The following is a 19,707-nucleotide window of genomic DNA, read 5'->3' as shown; positions in this document are numbered from 1 at the left end:
AATTAACGCTCCGTGGTTTTGCGGATCTCTTTTTCGTCCATCCACTCGGCCAGACCGCTTTCAACGTCGATCAGTTGCAGGCTGAATTTGTAGAAGACGTCCTTATAGTCGCTGCTGCGTTTGACGATCGAGCTGATCGAACCTTCGATGCGGTACTTGGCGGCAACCATGTTGCCAGTCTTGGCCACGGTGCTCTTCTTGTACAGGCCGCTCTGGTTTTGCAGCTTGAGCTGGTCAACCTGGCTCTGCATGGCGTTGTTGTCGCTGGCGAAGCGGGCCACGCCGGTTTTCATCAGCTGAGTCTTGATGCTGGTGGTGATTTCGCGGGTGTCGATGTATTCGCTGGTCTTGTTCTTCACGTCGTAGACCTGAACCACCGGGCGGCCCTGCAGAATGCCGGACTGGGCCAGCGAGCGGGTCATCGACTCGGCGATCATTTGCAGGTCGGTCGAACCGAATTCGTTGGTCACGGTTTCAACCGCTTTGGTGTCGCCGTAGCTGATGTTCTTGCTGCCCAGGGTCGGCGAAGTGTTGGCGCAACCGGAGGCCAGCAGGGCGATAACAGCGATGCAGGAAAAGCGTGCAAACATGGGAATGCTCTCTAAAACAGAAATAGGGTGACAGGCTTACGGCGTCTTGATTTCCAGACGGAAGTCCACGGCTTTCGGGGTCGGGGCGATGCCTTGAATGAAGCTGGTCTGGGCGCCGTACATCATTTGGCTTTTCCACACTTCTTCTTCGGCAATCGGGAAACCTTCCGCGCCGAGCCAGGCGAAGCGGTAGTAGAAAATCTTGTTGCTGTTGAGGGTGTTGCTCAACTGCACGTTGACCGTCATGAAGCCGTTTTCGCGAGCGACGCGCATGGCGCCGACGACGATGTGTTTCTGGGGGCCCATGGCCACGACTTTGCTCGCGGCGCTGCCCGGCTCTGGCGGTGGCGGGGTAGCGCAGCCGCTCGCCAGCAAGGCGAGGGCGGCGACGGCGATGAGTTTGAAGCGCATGCAAAGACTCCGTTCTTAAGGTTGTTTGAGGCTGGCGACGTTGGTCGCGCTGGCGCTCGGGATGACGTGGGCGGCGAGGCCACCGGCGAACACCTGGTTGCCCACGGCGCGCAGGGTGATCACCTGATAACGCTGATCGACGGTGACCTTGACCACCGAACCGCCGACGGCGCTCGGCAGACTGACCTGATGCTCGCCTTTCTTCAAGCGCAGACGCACCACTTGAGTGTTGTCCGGCAGGGTGCGCCACGTACGGGTATCGGCACCTTCAAGCACAGCTGAAGAGATGCCGACGGCCAGACCGGCCAGTGGATTGGTTTCGTTGATCTTCTTCTGCGCCACGCCTTTGGTGATCGCCCGCACGGTGGTGCGCAGGATGATCCCCGGCATATCGTCACGCAGGGCGCGGCGGGACATGGCGGTGGTGCTGTTCAGAGCGGTCAGATCGACCTGCTGGCCATCGACACCGATCTGCGCGAACGGCGCGGTGGAGGTGTCCGGCTTGATGATCGGGAACGACAGTGGGGTGATCACCACGTTGTTGGAGATCGGCAATGGCAGCGGCACGCGGATCGAGTCGCGAGCTGGCGCCAGACCGCTTTGCACGACGATCAGAATATCGCTGTCGTCAGACTTGCTCGGCTTGTCGAGGTTGACCAGTGCCTGCTCCAGCAACGGCGTGTTCGGACGCAGTTCGGCAGCCTTGCGGTAACCCGGCGCCGCGAGGCCTTTTTCGCCCAGGGCTTCGTAGACGAAACCGGACAGGTAATGGCTGAAAGCACTCTGGTAGCTGTTCTTCAGACCGACCACTTCCGGTGCGTCGAGGCTGGCGACCGGATAACCCTGCAGGTCTTTGTACTGGGTCTTGATGCCTTCTTTCTCGGCCTCTTCTTCGCTCTTGAGGTATTCCTTGTCGCGCAGCTCGGCGATCACCGCTTCACGTTCGTGAGTCTTTTTGATCGCGGTGCGCGCGCCGTCGAAGTCGTTGACCGCCAGCAGGTTCAGGGCCATCTGCGTGGTCAGCATGACTTTTTCGTAGTCGTAGCCTTCGTAGCGACGCACCTTGTCGTTGACCAGGAAGCTGCCGAACTGGGCCAGATATTTGTCGGTGTCGAGCTTGACCGAGTCTTCCCACTTGCCCACCACCTGATCAGCGCTGGTCCAGGCGTTCTGGCTGCCGGACAGGTCGCCCTTGGCGCGCAGCAATTCACCTTTCTCGAAGTAATAGAGCAGGTCTTTGTCCGGGCCGGTGTTGTTCTTTTCCAGCAGGGTCAGCGCGGCGTCGACGTTGCCGGAGGCCAGTTGCTGATTGGTCTGGGCCAGTTCGGAGTCGTAGTTGCGAAACGCCGAACAGCCGGACAGCAGAGTGACGGCGCTGAGCGCAATCAGAGTGGGAGCGCGGAATGCCATGGGGGTACTTCTTCCCTGGAGTAATACAGCCGCGAATGCTGGTCGGGCTGGTGTGACCCATCGACAGTGGCGCTGGCCTCCTGCCAATTCCTCATAACCTGAGGAGCTTTAATGCCGTTTCGCGATAGCGAGGGCGCGGCATTATAGGCGGGCAGTGGTGGCTATGTAATATCTTTTTAATTGCACTTGTTAGTTTGGTGCCATTATTTATTTCAGGTCGGATACCACACTGCCGCTCGGCGCTCCGCTGGGCTGGAACGCGCTGCCATTGGCAAACACTCGCTCACCCAAAGCACGCAGGCCGATGACCTGGCGGCTCTGGTCGATGCGGATTTTCATGGGCGCAGCACCGGGAGCGTTGGGCAGGCTGATCAGGTGCTCACCTTTTTTCAAGCGCAGGCGCACGACTTGGGTGAGGTTGGGCAAGGTGCGCCAAGTGCGCGTGTCGGCATGCTCGAAAGCATCCCAGTGGGTGACGTAGGAGGCTTTGCTCGGATCGCGTCGATTGTCCCTGGCCTGAACATCTGCTGCCAGAAATGCCCGATAGGTTGTGCGCTGGATAATGCCCGGCATGTCGTCACGCAGGGTGCGCAAGGACATGTCGGCAATGCTGTTGACCGCAATCAGCTTTTTTTGACGACCATCGATGCTCAGTTGGTTGAATGAAGGCGTCGAGATGTCGGGCACCATTACGGGGAACGAGATATTGGCGACGATGACCTGACCGTCCGCGAGCTTCACCGGGTAGGGCACGCGCACGGAGCTGCGGGCCGGCGCCAGGCCGCTCTGTACGATGATCAGCACATCGCTTTCGTCTGCCTTCAGACCAGGGCTGTCGAGGTCGCGCAGTGCCTGTTGGAAAAACGCCATGTCCGGACGCAGTTCAATTGCCTGACGATAGCCGGGCGCTGCCAGATCTTTCTCGCCCAGCGCTTCGTAGGTGAAGCCGGCGAGATAGTGACTGAATGCACTTTGGTAGCCGTTTTTCAGCGCAATCACCGCAGGCGATTCGAGCATCACCACGGGGTAACCCTGCAGGTCCTTGTAATGCACGCGCGCGCCCTGGGCCTTGGCCGCTGCTTCGACACGCTCGTATTCCAGCTCCCGCTGTCGGGCTATAAGCGCTTCGCGCTCGTGGGTTTTCTTGATGTCGGCACGGGCGCCGTCAAAATCATTCATGGCCAGTTGGTTGAGGGCCATTTGCGTGGTCAGCATGACTTTTTCGTAGTCGTAGCCATCGTAGCGGCGCAGCTTGTCATTGATGATGCTGCCCCAGTGATCGCCCATGGCGGCGAGCAGCTTGTCGCCGGTGGTCTGGATTGTGTCCTGGCGCTCGATGATCATCTGCTCGGCGCTGCGCCAGGTTGTCTGGCTCTGCGCAAACTCGCCGCCCGCACTCAGTACGGCGCCCTTTTCGAAATAGTAGAGCAGGTCTTTTTCCACGGCCGGATTGTTCGCTTCGATCACGGCCAGGGCGCTGTTGATGTTGCCGGCCTTGAACGGGTCGGTGGTCTGTTGCAGTTCCAGATCGTAGTTGCGATATGCACCGCAGCCGCTCAGTTGCACAACGGCGGCGATCAACAGGGGCAAGTGCAAGCGGTGGCGCATGAAAGGGGTTCATCCTTGAGCGGGAAATGCGACAGGTCGCGCAGTATAGGGTGCAATAGTGGCTAAGTGATCTGGCGTTTTTGCAGGCCGATGGCTCGCGTCTTGTGTGGCGTTACGTCGACAAAGCTTGAGGGAAACGCGTTCGAAGTGAACAATATGTAACTTCGCATTTCCATTTGAGACTCATTCATGACTGCCTCGTCCCGTTTTCTGGCCTGGCTGGTGTTCCCGTTGTTTGCCCTGAGCAGCTTTAATCTGCTGGCAGATACCGTGGAAGGCGCGCCGCAAGCGCTGCACCTGCTCGATTACATCAGCGCCGACTACCCGCCGACGGTAGCGGCGGGCAAGGTTGTCGATGATTCCGAATACCGCGAGCAACTGGAGTTCACGCGGGCGCTGCAAGGCTTGATCGCCGGCATGCCGGCCAAGCCTGAAAAGGCTGCGCTGGAGCAGGGTGTCAGCGCTTTGCACGCGGCAATCACTGCCGTGCAGGATGGCGCCGAAGTGGCCCGACAGGCACGGCAACTGGGCGCGCAACTGGCGGTGGCGTATGAGGTCAGCCAAGCGCCGATCATCACCCCCGATCCCACCCGGGGTGCGCCGCTCTATGCGCAGAATTGCTCGGTGTGCCACGGCGACAGTGGCGCCGGTGACGGCCCGGCGGGCCTCGGCATGACCCCGGCACCGGCCAATCTGCGTGATGCGGCGCGTCTTGATCACCTGAGTCTGTACGCGATCTACAACACCCTCGGCCAAGGCGTCGAAGGCACCGACATGCCGGCGTTTGCCGATCAGCTCGATGACCGGCAGCGTTGGGATCTGGCGACCTACATCGCCGGGTTCAGCGCTGATCCGGCGGCGGCCAAAGCCGAGAAAACCTACAACATCGCCGATCTGGCGCGTCAGACTCCGGCCGAAGTGCAGGCTGCCGAAGGCCAGCAAGCGGCGGCGACGTTTCGTGCGCAACGCGCGCAGCCACCGCAGGTCAAGCGTGGCCCGGCGCAGTTGCTCGACTACACCGCCGCAACGCTGGACAAGAGCTTGGCGGCGTACCGCGCCGGTGAACACGATCAGGCTTACGACCTGTCGGTCGCGGCCTATCTGGAAGGCTTCGAGCTGGTCGAAAGCTCGCTGGATAACGTCGACGCCAATGTGCGCAAGGACACCGAAAAATCCCTGATGGCGTATCGGCAATCGTTGCAGGACGGTTTGTCGGTCGAGCAGGCCGAGCAGCGCCTGGACGCCGCCAAAGCCAAGCTTAAAGAGTCCGCCGGGTTGCTCGGCAGTGATGGCTTGAGCTGGTCGCTGAGCTACATCTCCGGTTTGCTGATTCTGCTGCGTGAAGGTCTGGAAGCGATTCTGGTGCTGGCAGCGATTCTTGCGTTCCTGCGCAACACCGGCCAGCAATCGGCGGTGCGCAGCGTCAACGTCGGTTGGGGCCTGGCGTTGCTGGCCGGCCTCGGCACCTGGGCGCTGGCGGCGTATGTGATCGACGTCAGCGGTTCGCAGCGTGAACTGCTCGAAGGCGCGACGGCGCTGTTCGCCAGTGTGATGGTGCTTTGGCTCGGCGTGTGGATGCATGACCGTCGCCACGCAGCGGCCTGGCAGGATTACATCAAGAGCAGCCTGGTCGGCGGTGGCGGGCGTTTCGGCTTCGCGATCCTCGCGTTCTTCTCGGTGTACCGCGAGCTGTTCGAAGTGATCCTGTTCTACGAAACCCTGTGGTTGCAGGCCGGCCCGGCCGGGCATGACGCGGTACTCGCCGGCGGTGCGACCGCACTGGTGCTGCTGGTGGGGCTGGCGTGGGTGATTCTGCGCGGTTCGGCGAAACTGCCACTGACGTTGTTCTTCGGCATCAACGCGGCGCTGCTGTGCGCATTGTCGGTGGTGTTTGCCGGGCATGGCGTGAAGGCGTTGCAGGAAGCCGGGATCTTCGGCACGCGGCCGGTGGCGTTCTTCGAGTTTGATTGGCTGGGGATTCATGCCGATGCCTATTCGCTGACGGCGCAGGCGGTGGCGATTCTGGCGATTGTGCTGTTGTATGGGCGTAGTTGGGTGGCGGAGAAGCGGCGGGTAGTCGCTTAACAGCATTCGCTGCGCTCACTTTCGCGAGCAGGCTCGCTCCCACAGGTTTAACGCGTAACCTGTGGGAGTGACGGTGCGACGATTCGACTTGCTCGCGAGTTGTTTTTGGAGGTTAGAAAAATGCGTGTATGGATCGATGCCGACGCCTGCCCGAGGGCGGCGAAGGATCTGGTGGTGAAGTTCGCCCTCAAGCGCCAGTTCGAAGTAGTGCTGGTGGCCGGGCAGCCGCAGATCAAGCCGGGGCTGGCCATCGTTAAACTGATCGTGGTGCCGAGTGGTCCGGATGCGGCAGACGATTATCTGGTCGAACACGCAGTGCCCGGTGAGCTGGTGATTTGCAGCGATATCCCGTTGGCTGATCGTTTGGTGAAGAAGGGCGTCGCGGCGCTCGATCCGCGCGGCAAGGAGTTCGATGCACAGAACATGGGCGAGCGGTTGGCCGTGCGTAACCTGTTCACTGATCTGCGCGAACAAGGCCAGATGAGCGGCGGACCGGCGCCGTTTGGCGATCGCGAGAAGCAGGCGTTCGCCAATGCGCTGGATCGGATCCTCACCCGACTGACGCGCCAGTCTTGAGCGGTACACAAAACCTGTGGGAGCGAGCTTGCTCGCGAAGGCGCCAGGTCAGGCAACGCTGTGTTGAATGACACACCGCTTTCGCGAGCAAGCTCGCTCCCACATTGGGATTTGTGTACTGCTGGGAATCAGGCGTCGTTTTCGTGGGTCAGCTCGAGCACGCGATCGACCAGTTTGTTAATCCCCGACGCCGCTTCACTGATGTTCTGCGCCAGCATGTAAGCCGGGGTCGTCACCAGTTTGCGCGCCTTGTCTTCGATGATTTCCGTCACCGCACAGTCTTCGTGGGTGGCGCCCATCTTGTTCATCGCCGTGGCGGTGTCGGCGTCGTTGCCGATGGTGCAGGTTACGCCCGGGCCGTAGATCTTCGCCGCCAGTGCCGGCGAGATGCACATCAGACCGACCGGTTTGCCCGCTTCGGCAAATGCCTCGGCCAGCGCTAGTACTTCCGGCTGCACGCTGCAGCCAGCGCCTTCGACGGCGAAATTGGACAGGTTCTTCGCCGCACCAAAACCGCCGGGCACGATCAGCGCATCGAAGTCGTCGACGTCGGCTTCGCGGATGTCTTTGATGTTGCCGCGAGCAATGCGCGCCGATTCCACCAGCACGTTACGCGACTCGGGCATTTCTTCGCCGGTCAGGTGATTGATCACGTGCAATTGCGCAATGTTCGGTGCGAAGCACTGCACCTGCGCACCGCGTTGGTCGAGACGGAGCAGGGTGATGACGCTTTCATGGATTTCGGCGCCGTCGTATACGCCACTGCCGGACAGGATCACTGCAACTTTTTTGCTCATGGGTTTCTCTCCAGATTCATGGCGCTAAATGTCCACTAAATTGTCGCGCGTTGCCATAGGCCCAAGTGGTGGCTGCGCCTGCATGGAGCGCTTTCTACATGGATCGCAACGACGGCGGGGTGTTCATTATTTGCGGTTGCCTGCGGCGTAACGAGCGGGAGATTTTTGGCGTGACAACGCCGCTGGCGAACTTGAATGCCCCAGAGTAGCGAGGATAAAAGTGATCTGTCTGACTGAAAGGGTCGGCTAGCCCGCTCAGTGCTGGCGGGCTGTAGCAAGTCGCCAGCGAGTTACTCGGCTGGCGTCTTCGGTTCGGCAGCCTTGGACGCTTCGTCTTGACTCAGCAGTGCAGCTTTCGCGGCTTGCTCGTCGGCGTAAACCTGTTTGGCCAGCCGCGCATTCTTGAAGCGGCGGCGCAGCCACAGGCCGACGCCAAGAATCAGCAGCGCACCGAGTACCCACAACTCGTACTTCTTGATGCTGCCGAGCATGCCTTCCAGTACCGCACCGAAGTGGTAGGCGGCCGCAGCCAGCGCCGTCGCCCAGATCGCCGCACCGATGCCGTTGAGCAGCAGATAACGTCCCGGCGGATAACCCGACAAACCGATCGCCACCGGCATCACCGTGCGCAAGCCATAGACGAAGCGGAAGCTCAGCACCCAGATGTCAGGATGCTTGCGAATGTGCTCCAGCGCGCGGTCACCCATCATCTGCCAGCGCGGTTTGCGCGCCAGCAATTTGCGCCCGTGCTTGCGGCCGAGGAAGTACCACAGCTGATCCCCGGCATAGCTGCCGCAGAACGCCACAACCACCACCAGATTGATGTCCATGTATCCACGGAACGCGAGGAAGCCCGCGAGCACCAGAATGGTTTCGCCTTCGAAAAACGTGCCGAGGAACAAGGCAAAGTAGCCAAAGTCATGCAGAAATTGTTGGAGCATTGTCTGGGTGCTGGCGAAATGAACGCGCAGCCTAACCCTTCGGACACATTCATGAAAGTGTCCAAATGTGTCTCGACGTGAACAATTCCTACACTGAGAATGGAATGCGGCTACCTGTCACAGGTCTCACACAACTGTCATCTGTTCGTCATAATGGCCGTCTATAACTGTCACGCTCGCCCGTTTGCGCGGGCTCAGGAGTCTGCCGTGAGCTTTACCCCCGCCAATCGTCTGTTCCCTGCCACACGCCTGCGGCGCAATCGTCGTGATGATTTTTCGCGTCGGCTGGTGCGGGAAAATGTGCTGACAGTCGATGACCTGATCCTGCCGGTGTTCGTGCTCGACGGTGAAAACCGCCGCGAAGCCGTGGCCTCGATGCCCGGGGTAGAGCGGCTGACGATCGATTTGCTGCTCGAAGAAGCGGCCCGGTGGGTCGAGCTGGGGATTCCGGCGCTGGCGCTGTTCCCGGTCACCCCTCCTGAGCTTAAATCCCTCGACGCCGCCGAAGCCTGGAATCCTCAAGGCATCGCCCAGCGCGCCACCCGCGCCCTGCGTGAGCGTTTCCCGGAGCTGGGGGTGATCACCGACGTCGCGCTCGATCCGTTCACCACCCACGGCCAGGACGGCATTCTCGACGAAGAAGGCTACGTACAGAACGACATTACCGTCGACGCGCTGGTTCGTCAGGCGTTGTCCCATGCTGAAGCCGGCGCGCAGGTGGTGGCGCCGTCGGACATGATGGACGGTCGCATACAGGCGATCCGCGAAGCGCTGGAAATCGCCGGCCACGTCAACGTGCGGATCATGGCTTATTCGGCCAAGTACGCCAGCGCCTATTACGGCCCGTTCCGCGATGCGGTCGGTTCGGCGTCGAACCTAGGCAAGGCCAACAAGGCCTCGTATCAGATGGACCCGGCCAACAGCGACGAAGCGCTGCACGAAGTCGGCGCCGACTTGTCTGAAGGCGCGGACATGGTCATGGTCAAACCCGGCATGCCGTATCTGGACATTCTTTTCCGGGTAAAAGATGCCTTCAAAGTGCCGACCTTCGTCTATCAGGTTAGCGGCGAATACGCCATGCACATGGCGGCGATCCAGAATGGCTGGTTGAGCGAGGCGGTGATTCTCGAATCACTGACCGCCTTTAAACGTGCCGGCGCTGATGGCATCCTGACTTACTTTGCTGTCCGCGCCGCTCAATTGTTACGAGAGCAGAAATAGCCCTCCCAGGAACATTCAATGAATACCGAAGGACTCACGGAAGTTGCAGTAAAAGAAGCTCAACCGGTGGTCGAGCAAATCACCGAGACCCCGCCTGAGGTGGAGCCTGCGCCACCCGCGCCAGTCACCGAACCCGTCGCGGCGGCGCCAGTGATTGCGATACCGGGCCTTGATGACAGCAGCCTGTACATCCACCGTGAGCTTTCGCAACTGCAATTCAACATCCGCGTGCTGGAACAGGCGCTGGACGAGTCCTATCCGTTGCTGGAACGCCTGAAGTTCCTGCTGATCTTTTCCAGCAACCTTGACGAATTCTTTGAAATTCGCGTCGCCGGCCTGAAGAAGCAGATTACCTTCGCCCGTGAACAGGCCGGTGCTGACGGCTTGCAGCCGCATCAGGCGCTGGCGCGGATCAGCGAGCTGGTCCACGGTCACGTTGACCGCCAGTACGCGATCCTCAACGACATTCTGTTGCCGGAGCTGGAAAAGCATCAGGTGCGCTTCATCCGTCGCCGCCACTGGACGGTCAAGATCAAAACCTGGGTGCGCCGTTATTTCCGCGACGAGATCGCACCGATCATCACCCCGATCGGCCTCGACCCGACGCACCCGTTCCCGTTGCTGGTGAACAAGAGCCTGAACTTCATCGTCGAACTGGAAGGCATCGACGCCTTCGGTCGCGATTCCGGTCTGGCGATCATCCCGGCACCGCGTCTGCTGCCACGGATCATCAAGGTGCCGGAAGAGGTCGGCGGTCCCGGCGACAACTATGTGTTCCTGTCGTCGATGATCCACGCCCATGCCGATGACCTGTTCCAGGGCATGAAGGTAAAAGGCTGCTATCAGTTCCGCCTGACCCGAAACGCTGACCTCGCGCTCGACTCCGAAGACGTCGAAGACCTGGCCCGCGCCCTGCGTGGCGAGTTGTTCTCGCGTCGTTACGGCGATGCGGTGCGTCTGGAAGTCGCTGACACCTGCCCGAAACACCTCTCGGATTACTTGCTCAAGCAGTTCAACCTGAGCGAGAGCGAGCTGTATCAGGTCAACGGCCCGGTCAACCTGACGCGTCTGTTCAGCATCACCGGTCTCGACAGTCATCCGGAGCTGCAATACACGCCGTTCACCCCGCAGATCCCGAAACTGCTGCAGAACAGCGAAAACATTTTCAGCGTGGTCAGCAAGCAGGACATCCTGCTGCTGCACCCGTTCGAGTCGTTCACCCCGGTGGTCGACCTCCTGCGTCAGGCGGCGAAAGACCCGCACGTACTCGCTGTGCGCCAGACGCTGTACCGCTCCGGCGCCAACTCCGAGATCGTCGATGCGCTGGTGGATGCCGCGCGTAACGGCAAGGAAGTGACGGCAGTCATCGAGCTGCGTGCACGGTTCGACGAAGAGTCCAACCTGCAACTGGCCAGCCGTCTGCAAGCGGCCGGTGCGGTGGTGATCTACGGCGTGGTCGGCTTCAAGACCCACGCCAAGATGATGCTGATCCTGCGTCGCGAGGCCGGCGAGATCGTCCGCTACGCGCACCTCGGCACCGGTAACTACCACGCCGGCAACGCCAAGCTCTACACCGACTACAGCCTGCTGACCTCCGACGATGCCTTGTGCGAAGACGTCGGCAAACTGTTCAGCCAGTTGATCGGCATGGGTAAAACCCTGCGTATGAAGAAGCTGCTGCATGCGCCGTTCACCCTGAAGAAGGGCATGCTCGACATGATCACCCGCGAGACGCAATTTGCGCTCGACGGCAAACCGGCGCACATCATCGCCAAGTTCAACTCGCTGACCGATCCGAAGATCATCCGCGCGCTGTACAAGGCCAGCCAGTCCGGCGTGCGCATCGATCTGGTGGTGCGCGGCATGTGCTGCCTGCGTCCTGGCATCGCCGGTGTTTCGCACAACATCCATGTGCGCTCGATCATCGGCCGCTTCCTGGAACACACCCGCGTGTTCTACTTCCTCAATGGCGGCGACGAGCAGATGTTCCTCTCCAGCGCCGACTGGATGGAGCGCAACCTCGACAAGCGCGTCGAGACTTGCTTCCCGGTAGAAGGCAAGAAGCTGCTGACCCGGGTGAAGAAAGAGCTGGAGCTGTATTTGACTGACAATACGCATAGCTGGAGTTTGCAGTCGGATGGTCGTTATATTCGCAACACGCCGACCGGCAACCAGAACCCGAGGAGTGCGCAGGCGACGTTGCTGGAGCGGCTGGGTAGCCCGATCTTGCCGGTGAGCAGTTGAGGCCTTGAAGGTCAAAAGCCCCTCATCGGAACGCCGCCCGCCTAACCCTCTCCCAGAGGGAGAGGGGACTGACCGAGGTGTCTTACGCTATAACCGACCTGAGAAATCGAGTCGAACTCAGGATTTGAAAAGCCCACAAATCGGCTCCCTCTCCCTCGGGAGAGGGCTGGGGTGAGGGGAAGGCCCAACTCCAATTTCAAGCCGAACCCAATAAAAAGGCGATCCCTGCGGATCGCCTTTTTTGTACCTGTTATCCACAAATTTGCTGGGTATCAGTGAACAGTGAGCACAATCCCCACCCGCGTCAGCCAATCCGCCTCAAGCCCGAAATCCGCCTGAGTCAGCTGATTCTCATCCAGCCAATTCTCCGGAAACTCCACATCGAGGGTGTTGCCCTTGGCATGCAACACCACCTGCGGCATCGCCTGGGTGCCACGAATGTGGTGGAACAGGATTGCAAAACGCAGCAGCACACAGAGGCGAATCAGCTTGTCACCGTCGTCGCCGAAATCGGCAAACTTGTCCTTGGGAATGTTGCGGCGATGGCCGCGCACCAATAGCGCGAGCATCTGTTGGTCTTCACGGGAGAACCCGGCGAGGTCCGAGTGCTCGATCAGGTAGGCGCCGTGCTTGTGGTAGTGATAGTGAGCGATGTCGAGGCCGACTTCGTGCACTTTCGCCGCCCAGCCGAGGAGTTCGCGCCAGATGCCGTCATCCAGCTCCCAGTCCACCGCAACCTGGTCAAACGCGTGCAAGGCTTTGCGCTCAACCCGTGCGGCTTGCTCCAGATCAACGTGATAGCGCTCCATCAACGAGGTCAGGGTGCGCTCGCGCACGTCTTCATGATGATGACGGCCGAGCAGGTCGTAGAGCACGCCTTCACGCAGTGCGCCGTCGCAGTGGTCCATGCGTTGCAGTTCGAGGGCGTCGAAAATCGCTTCGAGAATCGCCAGACCCGCCGGGAAGATTGTCCGGCGATCAGGCTTGATGCCTTCGAAATCGATCTTGTCGACGTCACCGAGCTTGAACAGGCGGCGCTTGAGCCACGCCAGGCCTTCGGCATTCACTTCGCCAGTGCCGTGACCCCCGGCCTTCAGCGCCAGGCCGATGGCACGGATGGTGCCCGAGGAGCCGATGGCTTCATCCCAGGTCAGGCGATGCAGGGCGTGTTCGATGCTCATGATCTCCAGCCGCGCCGCGGTATACGCCTGGGCGTAGCGGGCCGGGGTGATCTTGCCGTCCTTGAAGTAGCGCTGAGTGAAGCTGACACAGCCCATTTGCAGGCTTTCGCGCAACAATGGCTCAAAGCGCTGGCCAATGATGAATTCGGTACTGCCGCCGCCGATATCGGCGACCAGACGTTTGCCCGGGGTGTCGGCGAGGGTGTGCGACACGCCCAGATAAATCAGGCGCGCTTCTTCACGGCCGGAAATGACTTCCACCGGATGACCGAGGATTTCTTCGGCTCGGTGGATGAATTCGAGGCGGTTGCGCGCTTCACGCAAGGCGTTGGTGCCGACGATGCGCACGGCGCCCAGCGGCATACCGTTGATCAGTTGGGCGAAACGCTTGAGGCAATCGAGGCCTCGTTGCATCGATTCTTCGTTGAGATGGCGCTCATCGTCGATGCCGGCGGCGAGCTGAACCTTCTCCCCGAGGCGTTCGAGAATGCGGATCTCACCGTTCTGGGCCTTGGCCACGACCATGTGAAAGCTGTTTGAGCCCAGGTCGATTGCGGCGATCAGGGACAGATTCTTGGCTTGGGATTGCGGCATGGTCAGGGGGTCTCGGTCGATAACCCCGTCATCGTGCCACGATCAAACGCTGGCGCCAACGCGCACGGTTCAAACCGTTGATTCAGCGCAGAAAGTCTGGAGATCGCGGCGCGGCCATTCGCGAGCAAGCTTGCTCCACAGGTGAGCGCATTCCAATGTGGGAGCGAGCTTGCTCGCGAAGAGGGCATCACTGCCTCAGAAGATCTTCAGGCTGTTGCTTCAACTGTGCCAATAAAGTTCGCCAGCTCTGCCGTCTGCGGATTGGCAAACAACACCTTCGGATCCCCCACCTCATGGACTTTGCCATGGTGCATGAACACCAATTTATCCCCGACCTCGCGGGCGAAGCGCATTTCGTGGGTGACCATGATCAGCGTCATGCCTTCCTTGGCCAGTTGCCGCACCACGCTGAGCACTTCATTGACCAGTTCCGGGTCGAGCGCCGAGGTGATTTCATCGCACAACAACACTTTCGGCGACATCGCCAGCGCCCGGGCAATCGCTACCCGCTGTTGCTGGCCCCCAGACAACCGATCCGGGAAGGCATCGAATTTTTCCCCAAGGCCCACGCGTTCCAGCATTTCCCGGGCCAGCTCCGCCGCTTTGGCTTTCGGCACTTTCTGCACCACTTGCGGCGCGAGCATGACGTTTTCGCCCACGGTCAGGTGCGGGAACAGATTGAACTGCTGAAAGACCATGCCGACTTTCTGCCGCAGGCTGCGCAGATCGGCGCGGGCGGCGTCGAGGTATTCGCCGTCGACTTCGATCACGCCGTCATTGATCGACTCCAGCCCATTGAGGGTGCGCAGCAGGGTGGATTTGCCCGAGCCGCTGCGGCCGATGATCGCCACCACCTGGCCTTCCTCGACACTGAGGTCAATGCCTTTAAGCACATGGTGATCGCCGTAGTATTTATGCAGGGCGGAAATTCTAAGCAGAGGCATGCAGTCTCCTTTCCAGGTAGCGCGCACTGAGGGACAAGGGGTAGCAGAGCAGGAAGTAGCCGAGGGCGACGAGGCCGTAGACCATGAACGGTTCAAACGTGGCATTGGCGAGCATGCCGCCGGTCTTGGTCAGCTCGGTGAAGCCGATGATCGAGGTCACGGCGGTGCCTTTGACCACTTGCACCGAGAAACCCACGGTCGGCGCCACAGCGATGCGCAGTGCTTGCGGCAGGATCACGTAGCGCAGCTGTTCCAGCGGATTCAGCGCCAGACTCGCCGAGGCTTCCCACTGGCCATGGGGGATCGACTCGACGCAGCCGCGCCAGATCTCCGCCAGATAAGCGCTGGTAAACAAGGTCAGGGCAATCGCTGCGGCCATCCACGGCGAGATTTCGATCCCGGCCAGCGCCACGCCGAAAAACACCAGAAACAGCTGCATCAACAGCGGCGTGCCCTGAAACAGCTCGATCCAGGTGCGGGCGATGCTGCTCGGCACAGAGTTTTTCGAGATGCGCATGACCAGGATCAGCAGCCCGACGACCCCGCCACCAATGAACGCCACCAGCGACAGCGCCAGTGTCCATTGCAGGCCGGTGAGCAGGTTGCGCAGGATGTCCCAAAAGGTGAAATCGCTCATACGCGGCTCCCGCTTCGACTGATATAGCGTCGGCCAATCCAGTTCAGCAACTGGCGAATCAGCAGCGCCATGCACAGGTAGATCAGCGTGGTCAGCGCATAGGTTTCAAAGGCGCGGAAGTTGCGCGACTGAATGAAGTTGGCGGCAAAGCTCAGCTCTTCGGTGGCGATCTGCGAACACACCGCCGAACCGAGCATGACGATGATGATCTGGCTGCTCAGCGCCGGCCAGACCTTGCCCAATGCCGGCAGCAGCACCACGTGGCGGAACGCCTCGAAGCGCGTCATCGCCAATGCCGCTGCGGCTTCCAGCTGTCCGCGCGGGATTGCCTGAATGCCGGCGCGAATAATCTCCGTCGAATACGCGCCGAGGTTGATCACCATCGCCAGCACCGCCGCTTGCCACTCGGAAATCTGCACGCCCAGCGACGGCAGGCCGAAGAAGATAAAGAACAACTGCACCAGAAACGGCGTGTTGCGGATCAACTCGACGTAGACGCCGAAGATTGCCGAGAACGGGCGGATGTTCCACGCCCGCACCAAAGCCCCGACAACTCCGACACCGACCCCGAGCAACGCACCGATGGCCGTCAGCTCAAGGGTGAACAGTGCCCCGCGCAGCAACAGGTCGGTGTTTTCCACCACCGGCATGAAATCGAACTGATAAGCCATGAAGGTCTCCCGCGCAGTCGATCAGAGATCGGCCGGCAGCGGCTCTTTCAGCCAGGTCTGCGAATTCTTTTCCAGTGCGCCGTCAGCCTTGGCGGTGGTCAGGATGTCGTTGACCTTGGCCAGCAGCGCCGCTTCGTTCTTGTTCACGCCAACGTAGACCGGCGAATCCTTCAGTTTCACTTTCAGCGCCGGCACGCGTTTCGGGTTCTTTTCGCTGATGGCGACCATCACCACGTTGCCGCTGGCGATCAGGTCAACCTGGCCGGCGAGGTAGGCGGCGATGGTCGAGTTGTTGTCTTCGAAGCGTTTGATGGTCACGCCTTCGGGGGCGACCTTGGTCAGCTCGATGTCTTCGATGGCGCCACGGGTGACGCTGATGGTTTTGCCCTTGAGGTCGTCGAGGTTGGCGATCGCAGCGTCTGGCGGGCCGAACACGGCGAGGTAGAACGGCGCGTAAGCGCGGGAGAAGTCGATGACTTTCTCGCGCTCAGGGTTTTTGCCGAGGCTGGAAATCACCAGATCGACTTTGCCGGTGGTCAGGAACGGGATGCGGTTGGTGCTGTTGACCGGTGTCAGTTCAAGTTTGACCTTGAGTTGATCAGCCAGCAGTTTCGCCGTGTCGATGTCCAGGCCGCGAGGCTTCATGTCCGGGCCGACCGAGCCGAATGGCGGGAAGTCCTGGGGCACGGCGACTTTCAGCGTGCCGCGTTTGACCACGTCGTCGAGACCGTCGGCGTGCGCGGGAGCCTGGCTGAGCAACAGAGAGGAAAACAGAGCGGCGAGGAGGGCGCTGTAACGCTTGGTCATGGACAATCTCCGGATCGGCGAGAAGTGATTTCTGCGATCGGACAGAGCATGGGCCGTGCCAATACGTGGTTTTCGCCCCCGCAGACCGCAGTTTCAGCGACTTTGCTCGGTCTTACTGGTCTGAACAGTCAGGTTGTTTTTCGCACTGCCATGGCGCACCGGTGTGGTTTGCCGAACCCTGCTGGGGCACGACTTGCCGGACTCGGCGAATAGCTTTACAACTAGCCGCACATTGGCCTGGCGCGTCTGAAAAACCATGAACTCGATTTCCCGTGCGGTACCCGAAGTGGCGCTGCAAGCGATCCGCAAACTGATCACTGAGCAGGGTTTCGGTGCGGGCGATGCGTTGCCGTCGCAACGGGACCTGGCGCTACAACTGGGCGTTAGCCGGGCATCGTTGCGTGAGGCGCTGTCGTCGCTGAGTGCGCTGGGCGTGGTCAGTATTCAGCCGGGCAAAGGCGTGTTCGTGCAGTCGCCCGTAGAGTTGCCGCGTGGTGCGCAGGCACCGGGCTGGCCATTTGCGGCGCAAGCGTCACCGCTGGACATCTTTCAATTGCGCTATGCGCTGGAAGGCTTCGCCGCAGGGCTGGCGGCGGTCACGTTAAGCACGTTCGATCTGGATGCGCTCGAAGACAACGTTGCGGCCATGCGTGACCAATTGAAGGTCGGTGACTTTGAAGCGGCGGCGAAACTCGACTTCGAATTCCACCGCCGAATCCTCTTGGCCAGCGGCAATCAGGCGATGCTGAGCATCCTTACCGCCAGCGCCGAGATGTTCCTGGAGAGCCAGAAACTACCGTTCATCCGTGCCGAACGCGCCATGGAAACCTGGCAGGAACACCGCAAGATCCTCCGCGCCCTCGCGCGCCGGGCATCGGGTGCGGCGCAAAAAGCCATGCAGGAACACGTGCGCAACGCCGCCCTGCGTACCGGAATTGCTTTCATTGCCCCCGCCACGACGTGACTTGAGCTATACCCAAACTCATCGAGTGCCATAGCAAGACTCAATCAACTGCGGCTTCCTGAACAGGGGAAGGGCGGCTATGATGGGCCACGTTTTTTTGCTTACAACCTGGAGAATTCCATGAGCAGCGATCTTATCAAACACGTTAGCGACGCTAGCTTCGAAGCCGACGTACTCAAGGCCGAAGGCGCTGTCCTGGTCGATTACTGGGCTGAATGGTGCGGTCCTTGCAAAATGATCGCTCCGGTTCTGGACGAGATTGCCGAGACTTACAAAGGCAAGCTGACCGTTGCCAAACTGAACATCGACGAAAACCAGGAAACCCCGGCCAAGCACGGCGTGCGTGGTATCCCGACGCTGATGCTGTTCAAGAACGGCAACGTTGAAGCGACCAAAGTCGGCGCCCTGTCGAAGTCGCAACTGGCGGCTTTCCTCGACGCCAACATCTAAGCGTCGCTGTAAAGTGCCTGAAAAAAAGCCCCGCAAATTAGCGGGGCTTTTTGCGTATTCAGGGCTAGACGCTCCGAAACTCAGGTGGTACATTCGGCCCCGCACTGGTTTCTCCATTGCCCCCTGCTAGCCGTCGCCGACGCACTCCTTTTCGAATTAGTTCGCGATCCTGTCGCCTTCTCCGCGGCGCGGCCTCATTAAGCCAAAAGCTTAATTTCCCCCCTCCATAAATGATTACGTCATTCCTATATGAATCTGACTGAACTCAAGCAAAAGCCGATTACCGAACTGCTCGAATTGGCCGAACAGATGGGCATAGAAAATATGGCCCGTTCGCGCAAGCAGGACGTGATTTTCTCCCTGCTGAAAAAGCACGCGAAAAGCGGCGAGGAAATCTCCGGTGATGGCGTGCTGGAGATTCTCCAGGACGGCTTCGGCTTCCTGCGCTCCGCTGACGCTTCCTACCTGGCCGGCCCGGACGATATCTACGTCTCGCCGAGCCAGATCCGCCGTTTCAACTTGCGCACCGGTGACACCATCGTTGGCAAGATTCGCCCTCCGAAGGAAGGCGAGCGGTATTTCGCCCTGCTCAAGGTCGACACGATCAACTTCGATCGTCCAGAGAACGCGAAAAACAAGATTCTCTTCGAGAACCTGACTCCGCTGTTCCCGACCGTGCGCATGAAGATGGAAGCCGGTAACGGCTCCACCGAAGACTTGACCGGTCGTGTCATCGACCTGTGCGCCCCGATCGGCAAAGGCCAGCGTGGTCTGATCGTTGCACCGCCGAAAGCCGGTAAAACGATCATGCTGCAGAACATCGCCGCGAACATCGCCCGTAACAACCCTGAAGTTCACCTGATCGTGCTGCTGATCGACGAACGTCCGGAAGAAGTAACCGAAATGCAGCGCACCGTGCGTGGCGAAGTGGTTGCCTCGACCTTCGACGAGCCGCCGACCCGTCACGTGCAGGTTGCTGAAATGGTGATCGAGAAGGCCAAGCGCCTTGTTGAACACAAGAAAGACGTGGTGATCCTGCTCGACTCCATCACCCGTCTGGCCCGTGCCTACAACACCGTGATCCCGAGCTCCGGCAAGGTATTGACCGGTGGTGTCGATGCCCACGCCCTCGAGAAGCCAAAGCGTTTCTTCGGTGCCGCGCGTAACATCGAAGAAGGCGGCTCGCTGACCATTATCGCCACCGCGCTGGTTGAAACCGGCTCGAAGATGGACGAAGTGATCTACGAAGAGTTCAAGGGTACCGGCAACATGGAACTGCCTCTGGATCGCAAGATCGCCGAGAAGCGCGTGTTCCCGGCCATCAACATCAACCGCTCCGGCACCCGCCGCGAAGAGTTGCTGACTGCCGACGACGAACTGCAGCGTATGTGGATCCTGCGCAAGCTGCTGCACCCGATGGACGAAGTGGCTGCCATCGAGTTCCTGGTCGACAAACTGAAAACGACCAAGACCAACGACGAGTTCTTCTTGTCGATGAAGCGCAAGTAATACGCAAGCCGTTTGAAAAAAGCGTCCGAAAGGGCGCTTTTTTTTGCCTTGAATTATTTGTATCTGG

18 protein-coding genes are annotated in these 19,707 nt (G+C 60.1%); 7 read left to right on the top strand and 11 right to left on the bottom strand.

Going from position 1 to position 19,707, the window contains the following annotated elements:
• Nucleotides 1–2 precede the first annotated feature (2 nt).
• From lpoB to AB4O11_RS07275, 4 genes are all read right to left on the bottom strand, one after another.
• The gene (lpoB, locus tag AB4O11_RS07290) at nt 3–590 is read right to left on the bottom strand and encodes a penicillin-binding protein activator LpoB (RefSeq protein WP_016772610.1); all 588 of its coding nucleotides are present in this window, start codon (nt 588–590) and stop codon (nt 3–5) included.
• Between the two features lie 36 nt (nt 591–626).
• Complete coding sequence (locus AB4O11_RS07285; protein ID WP_007911131.1) at nt 627–1,001, bottom strand: YcfL family protein; 375 nt, start codon at nt 999–1,001, stop codon at nt 627–629.
• 15 nt (nt 1,002–1,016) lie between these two features.
• Nucleotides 1,017–2,411, bottom strand: a complete 1,395-nt coding sequence (locus AB4O11_RS07280; protein WP_460130390.1) for a COG3014 family protein — start codon at nt 2,409–2,411, stop codon at nt 1,017–1,019.
• A 207-nt stretch (nt 2,412–2,618) separates the two neighbouring features.
• Nucleotides 2,619–4,019, bottom strand: a complete 1,401-nt coding sequence (locus tag AB4O11_RS07275) for a COG3014 family protein (RefSeq protein ID WP_116254266.1) — start codon at nt 4,017–4,019, stop codon at nt 2,619–2,621.
• A gap of 189 nt (nt 4,020–4,208) precedes the next feature.
• Here AB4O11_RS07275 and AB4O11_RS07270 point away from each other — a divergent pair, with 189 nt between their 5' ends.
• Both AB4O11_RS07270 and AB4O11_RS07265 read left to right on the top strand, forming a co-directional pair.
• On the top strand, nt 4,209–6,104 hold the full coding sequence (locus tag AB4O11_RS07270) for an FTR1 family protein (RefSeq protein ID WP_460130389.1): 1,896 nt from the start codon (nt 4,209–4,211) through the stop codon (nt 6,102–6,104).
• Nucleotides 6,105–6,224: 120 nt separating this feature from the next.
• Entirely contained in the window at nt 6,225–6,680 is a 456-nt protein-coding gene (locus AB4O11_RS07265) for a YaiI/YqxD family protein (RefSeq protein ID WP_093429738.1), read from the top strand.
• 128 nt (nt 6,681–6,808) lie between these two features.
• Here the strand turns inward: AB4O11_RS07265 and elbB are convergent, their stop codons facing one another.
• Both elbB and AB4O11_RS07255 read right to left on the bottom strand, forming a co-directional pair.
• The gene (elbB, locus tag AB4O11_RS07260; protein ID WP_038359087.1) at nt 6,809–7,477 is read right to left on the bottom strand and encodes an isoprenoid biosynthesis glyoxalase ElbB; all 669 of its coding nucleotides are present in this window, start codon (nt 7,475–7,477) and stop codon (nt 6,809–6,811) included.
• A gap of 290 nt (nt 7,478–7,767) precedes the next feature.
• The gene (locus AB4O11_RS07255; RefSeq protein ID WP_175555602.1) at nt 7,768–8,418 is read right to left on the bottom strand and encodes a DedA family protein; all 651 of its coding nucleotides are present in this window, start codon (nt 8,416–8,418) and stop codon (nt 7,768–7,770) included.
• A 207-nt stretch (nt 8,419–8,625) separates the two neighbouring features.
• Between AB4O11_RS07255 and hemB the strand changes: the two genes are divergently transcribed.
• Both hemB and ppk1 read left to right on the top strand, forming a co-directional pair.
• Complete coding sequence (gene hemB / locus AB4O11_RS07250; RefSeq protein WP_116254269.1) at nt 8,626–9,639, top strand: porphobilinogen synthase; 1,014 nt, start codon at nt 8,626–8,628, stop codon at nt 9,637–9,639.
• 18 nt (nt 9,640–9,657) lie between these two features.
• On the top strand, nt 9,658–11,883 hold the full coding sequence (gene ppk1 / locus AB4O11_RS07245) for a polyphosphate kinase 1 (RefSeq protein ID WP_460130388.1): 2,226 nt from the start codon (nt 9,658–9,660) through the stop codon (nt 11,881–11,883).
• Nucleotides 11,884–12,155: 272 nt separating this feature from the next.
• Here ppk1 and ppx read toward each other — a convergent pair whose 3' ends face one another.
• The 5 genes from ppx to AB4O11_RS07220 form a co-directional block, all read right to left on the bottom strand.
• On the bottom strand, nt 12,156–13,658 hold the full coding sequence (ppx, locus tag AB4O11_RS07240) for an exopolyphosphatase (protein WP_093429742.1): 1,503 nt from the start codon (nt 13,656–13,658) through the stop codon (nt 12,156–12,158).
• A gap of 206 nt (nt 13,659–13,864) precedes the next feature.
• Nucleotides 13,865–14,602 carry an amino acid ABC transporter ATP-binding protein gene (locus tag AB4O11_RS07235; protein WP_007911148.1) on the bottom strand — a complete coding sequence of 246 codons (738 nt, stop codon included), beginning with the start codon at nt 14,600–14,602 and terminating at the stop codon, nt 13,865–13,867.
• On the bottom strand, nt 14,589–15,239 hold the full coding sequence (locus tag AB4O11_RS07230) for an amino acid ABC transporter permease (RefSeq protein ID WP_116254270.1): 651 nt from the start codon (nt 15,237–15,239) through the stop codon (nt 14,589–14,591). The genes AB4O11_RS07235 and AB4O11_RS07230 overlap by 14 nt, the downstream gene beginning before the upstream one ends.
• A complete protein-coding gene (locus AB4O11_RS07225) occupies nt 15,236–15,910 on the bottom strand; it encodes an amino acid ABC transporter permease (protein ID WP_093429744.1) in 675 nt (224 codons plus the stop codon). Before AB4O11_RS07225 ends, AB4O11_RS07230 begins: the two co-directional genes overlap by 4 nt.
• 21 nt (nt 15,911–15,931) lie before the next feature.
• The gene (locus AB4O11_RS07220; protein ID WP_103302521.1) at nt 15,932–16,717 is read right to left on the bottom strand and encodes a transporter substrate-binding domain-containing protein; all 786 of its coding nucleotides are present in this window, start codon (nt 16,715–16,717) and stop codon (nt 15,932–15,934) included.
• 256 nt (nt 16,718–16,973) lie between these two features.
• Here AB4O11_RS07220 and AB4O11_RS07215 point away from each other — a divergent pair, with 256 nt between their 5' ends.
• The 3 genes from AB4O11_RS07215 to rho all read left to right on the top strand — a co-directional run bounded on the left by AB4O11_RS07215 (nt 16,974) and on the right by rho (nt 19,640).
• Complete coding sequence (locus AB4O11_RS07215; protein WP_093429746.1) at nt 16,974–17,681, top strand: FadR/GntR family transcriptional regulator; 708 nt, start codon at nt 16,974–16,976, stop codon at nt 17,679–17,681.
• A gap of 120 nt (nt 17,682–17,801) precedes the next feature.
• Nucleotides 17,802–18,131 (top strand): thioredoxin TrxA, encoded by a 330-nt coding sequence (gene trxA / locus AB4O11_RS07210; protein WP_003206727.1) that lies wholly within the window; start codon nt 17,802–17,804, stop codon nt 18,129–18,131.
• A gap of 249 nt (nt 18,132–18,380) precedes the next feature.
• A complete protein-coding gene (gene rho, locus AB4O11_RS07205; protein WP_003229334.1) occupies nt 18,381–19,640 on the top strand; it encodes a transcription termination factor Rho in 1,260 nt (419 codons plus the stop codon).
• Nucleotides 19,641–19,707 lie beyond the last annotated feature (67 nt).

This window comes from Pseudomonas sp. H1_D05 (genome assembly GCF_054682705.1).
The sequence above is the reverse complement of the archived record's forward strand: the minus strand, read 5'-3'. Positions and strand labels throughout refer to the sequence as shown.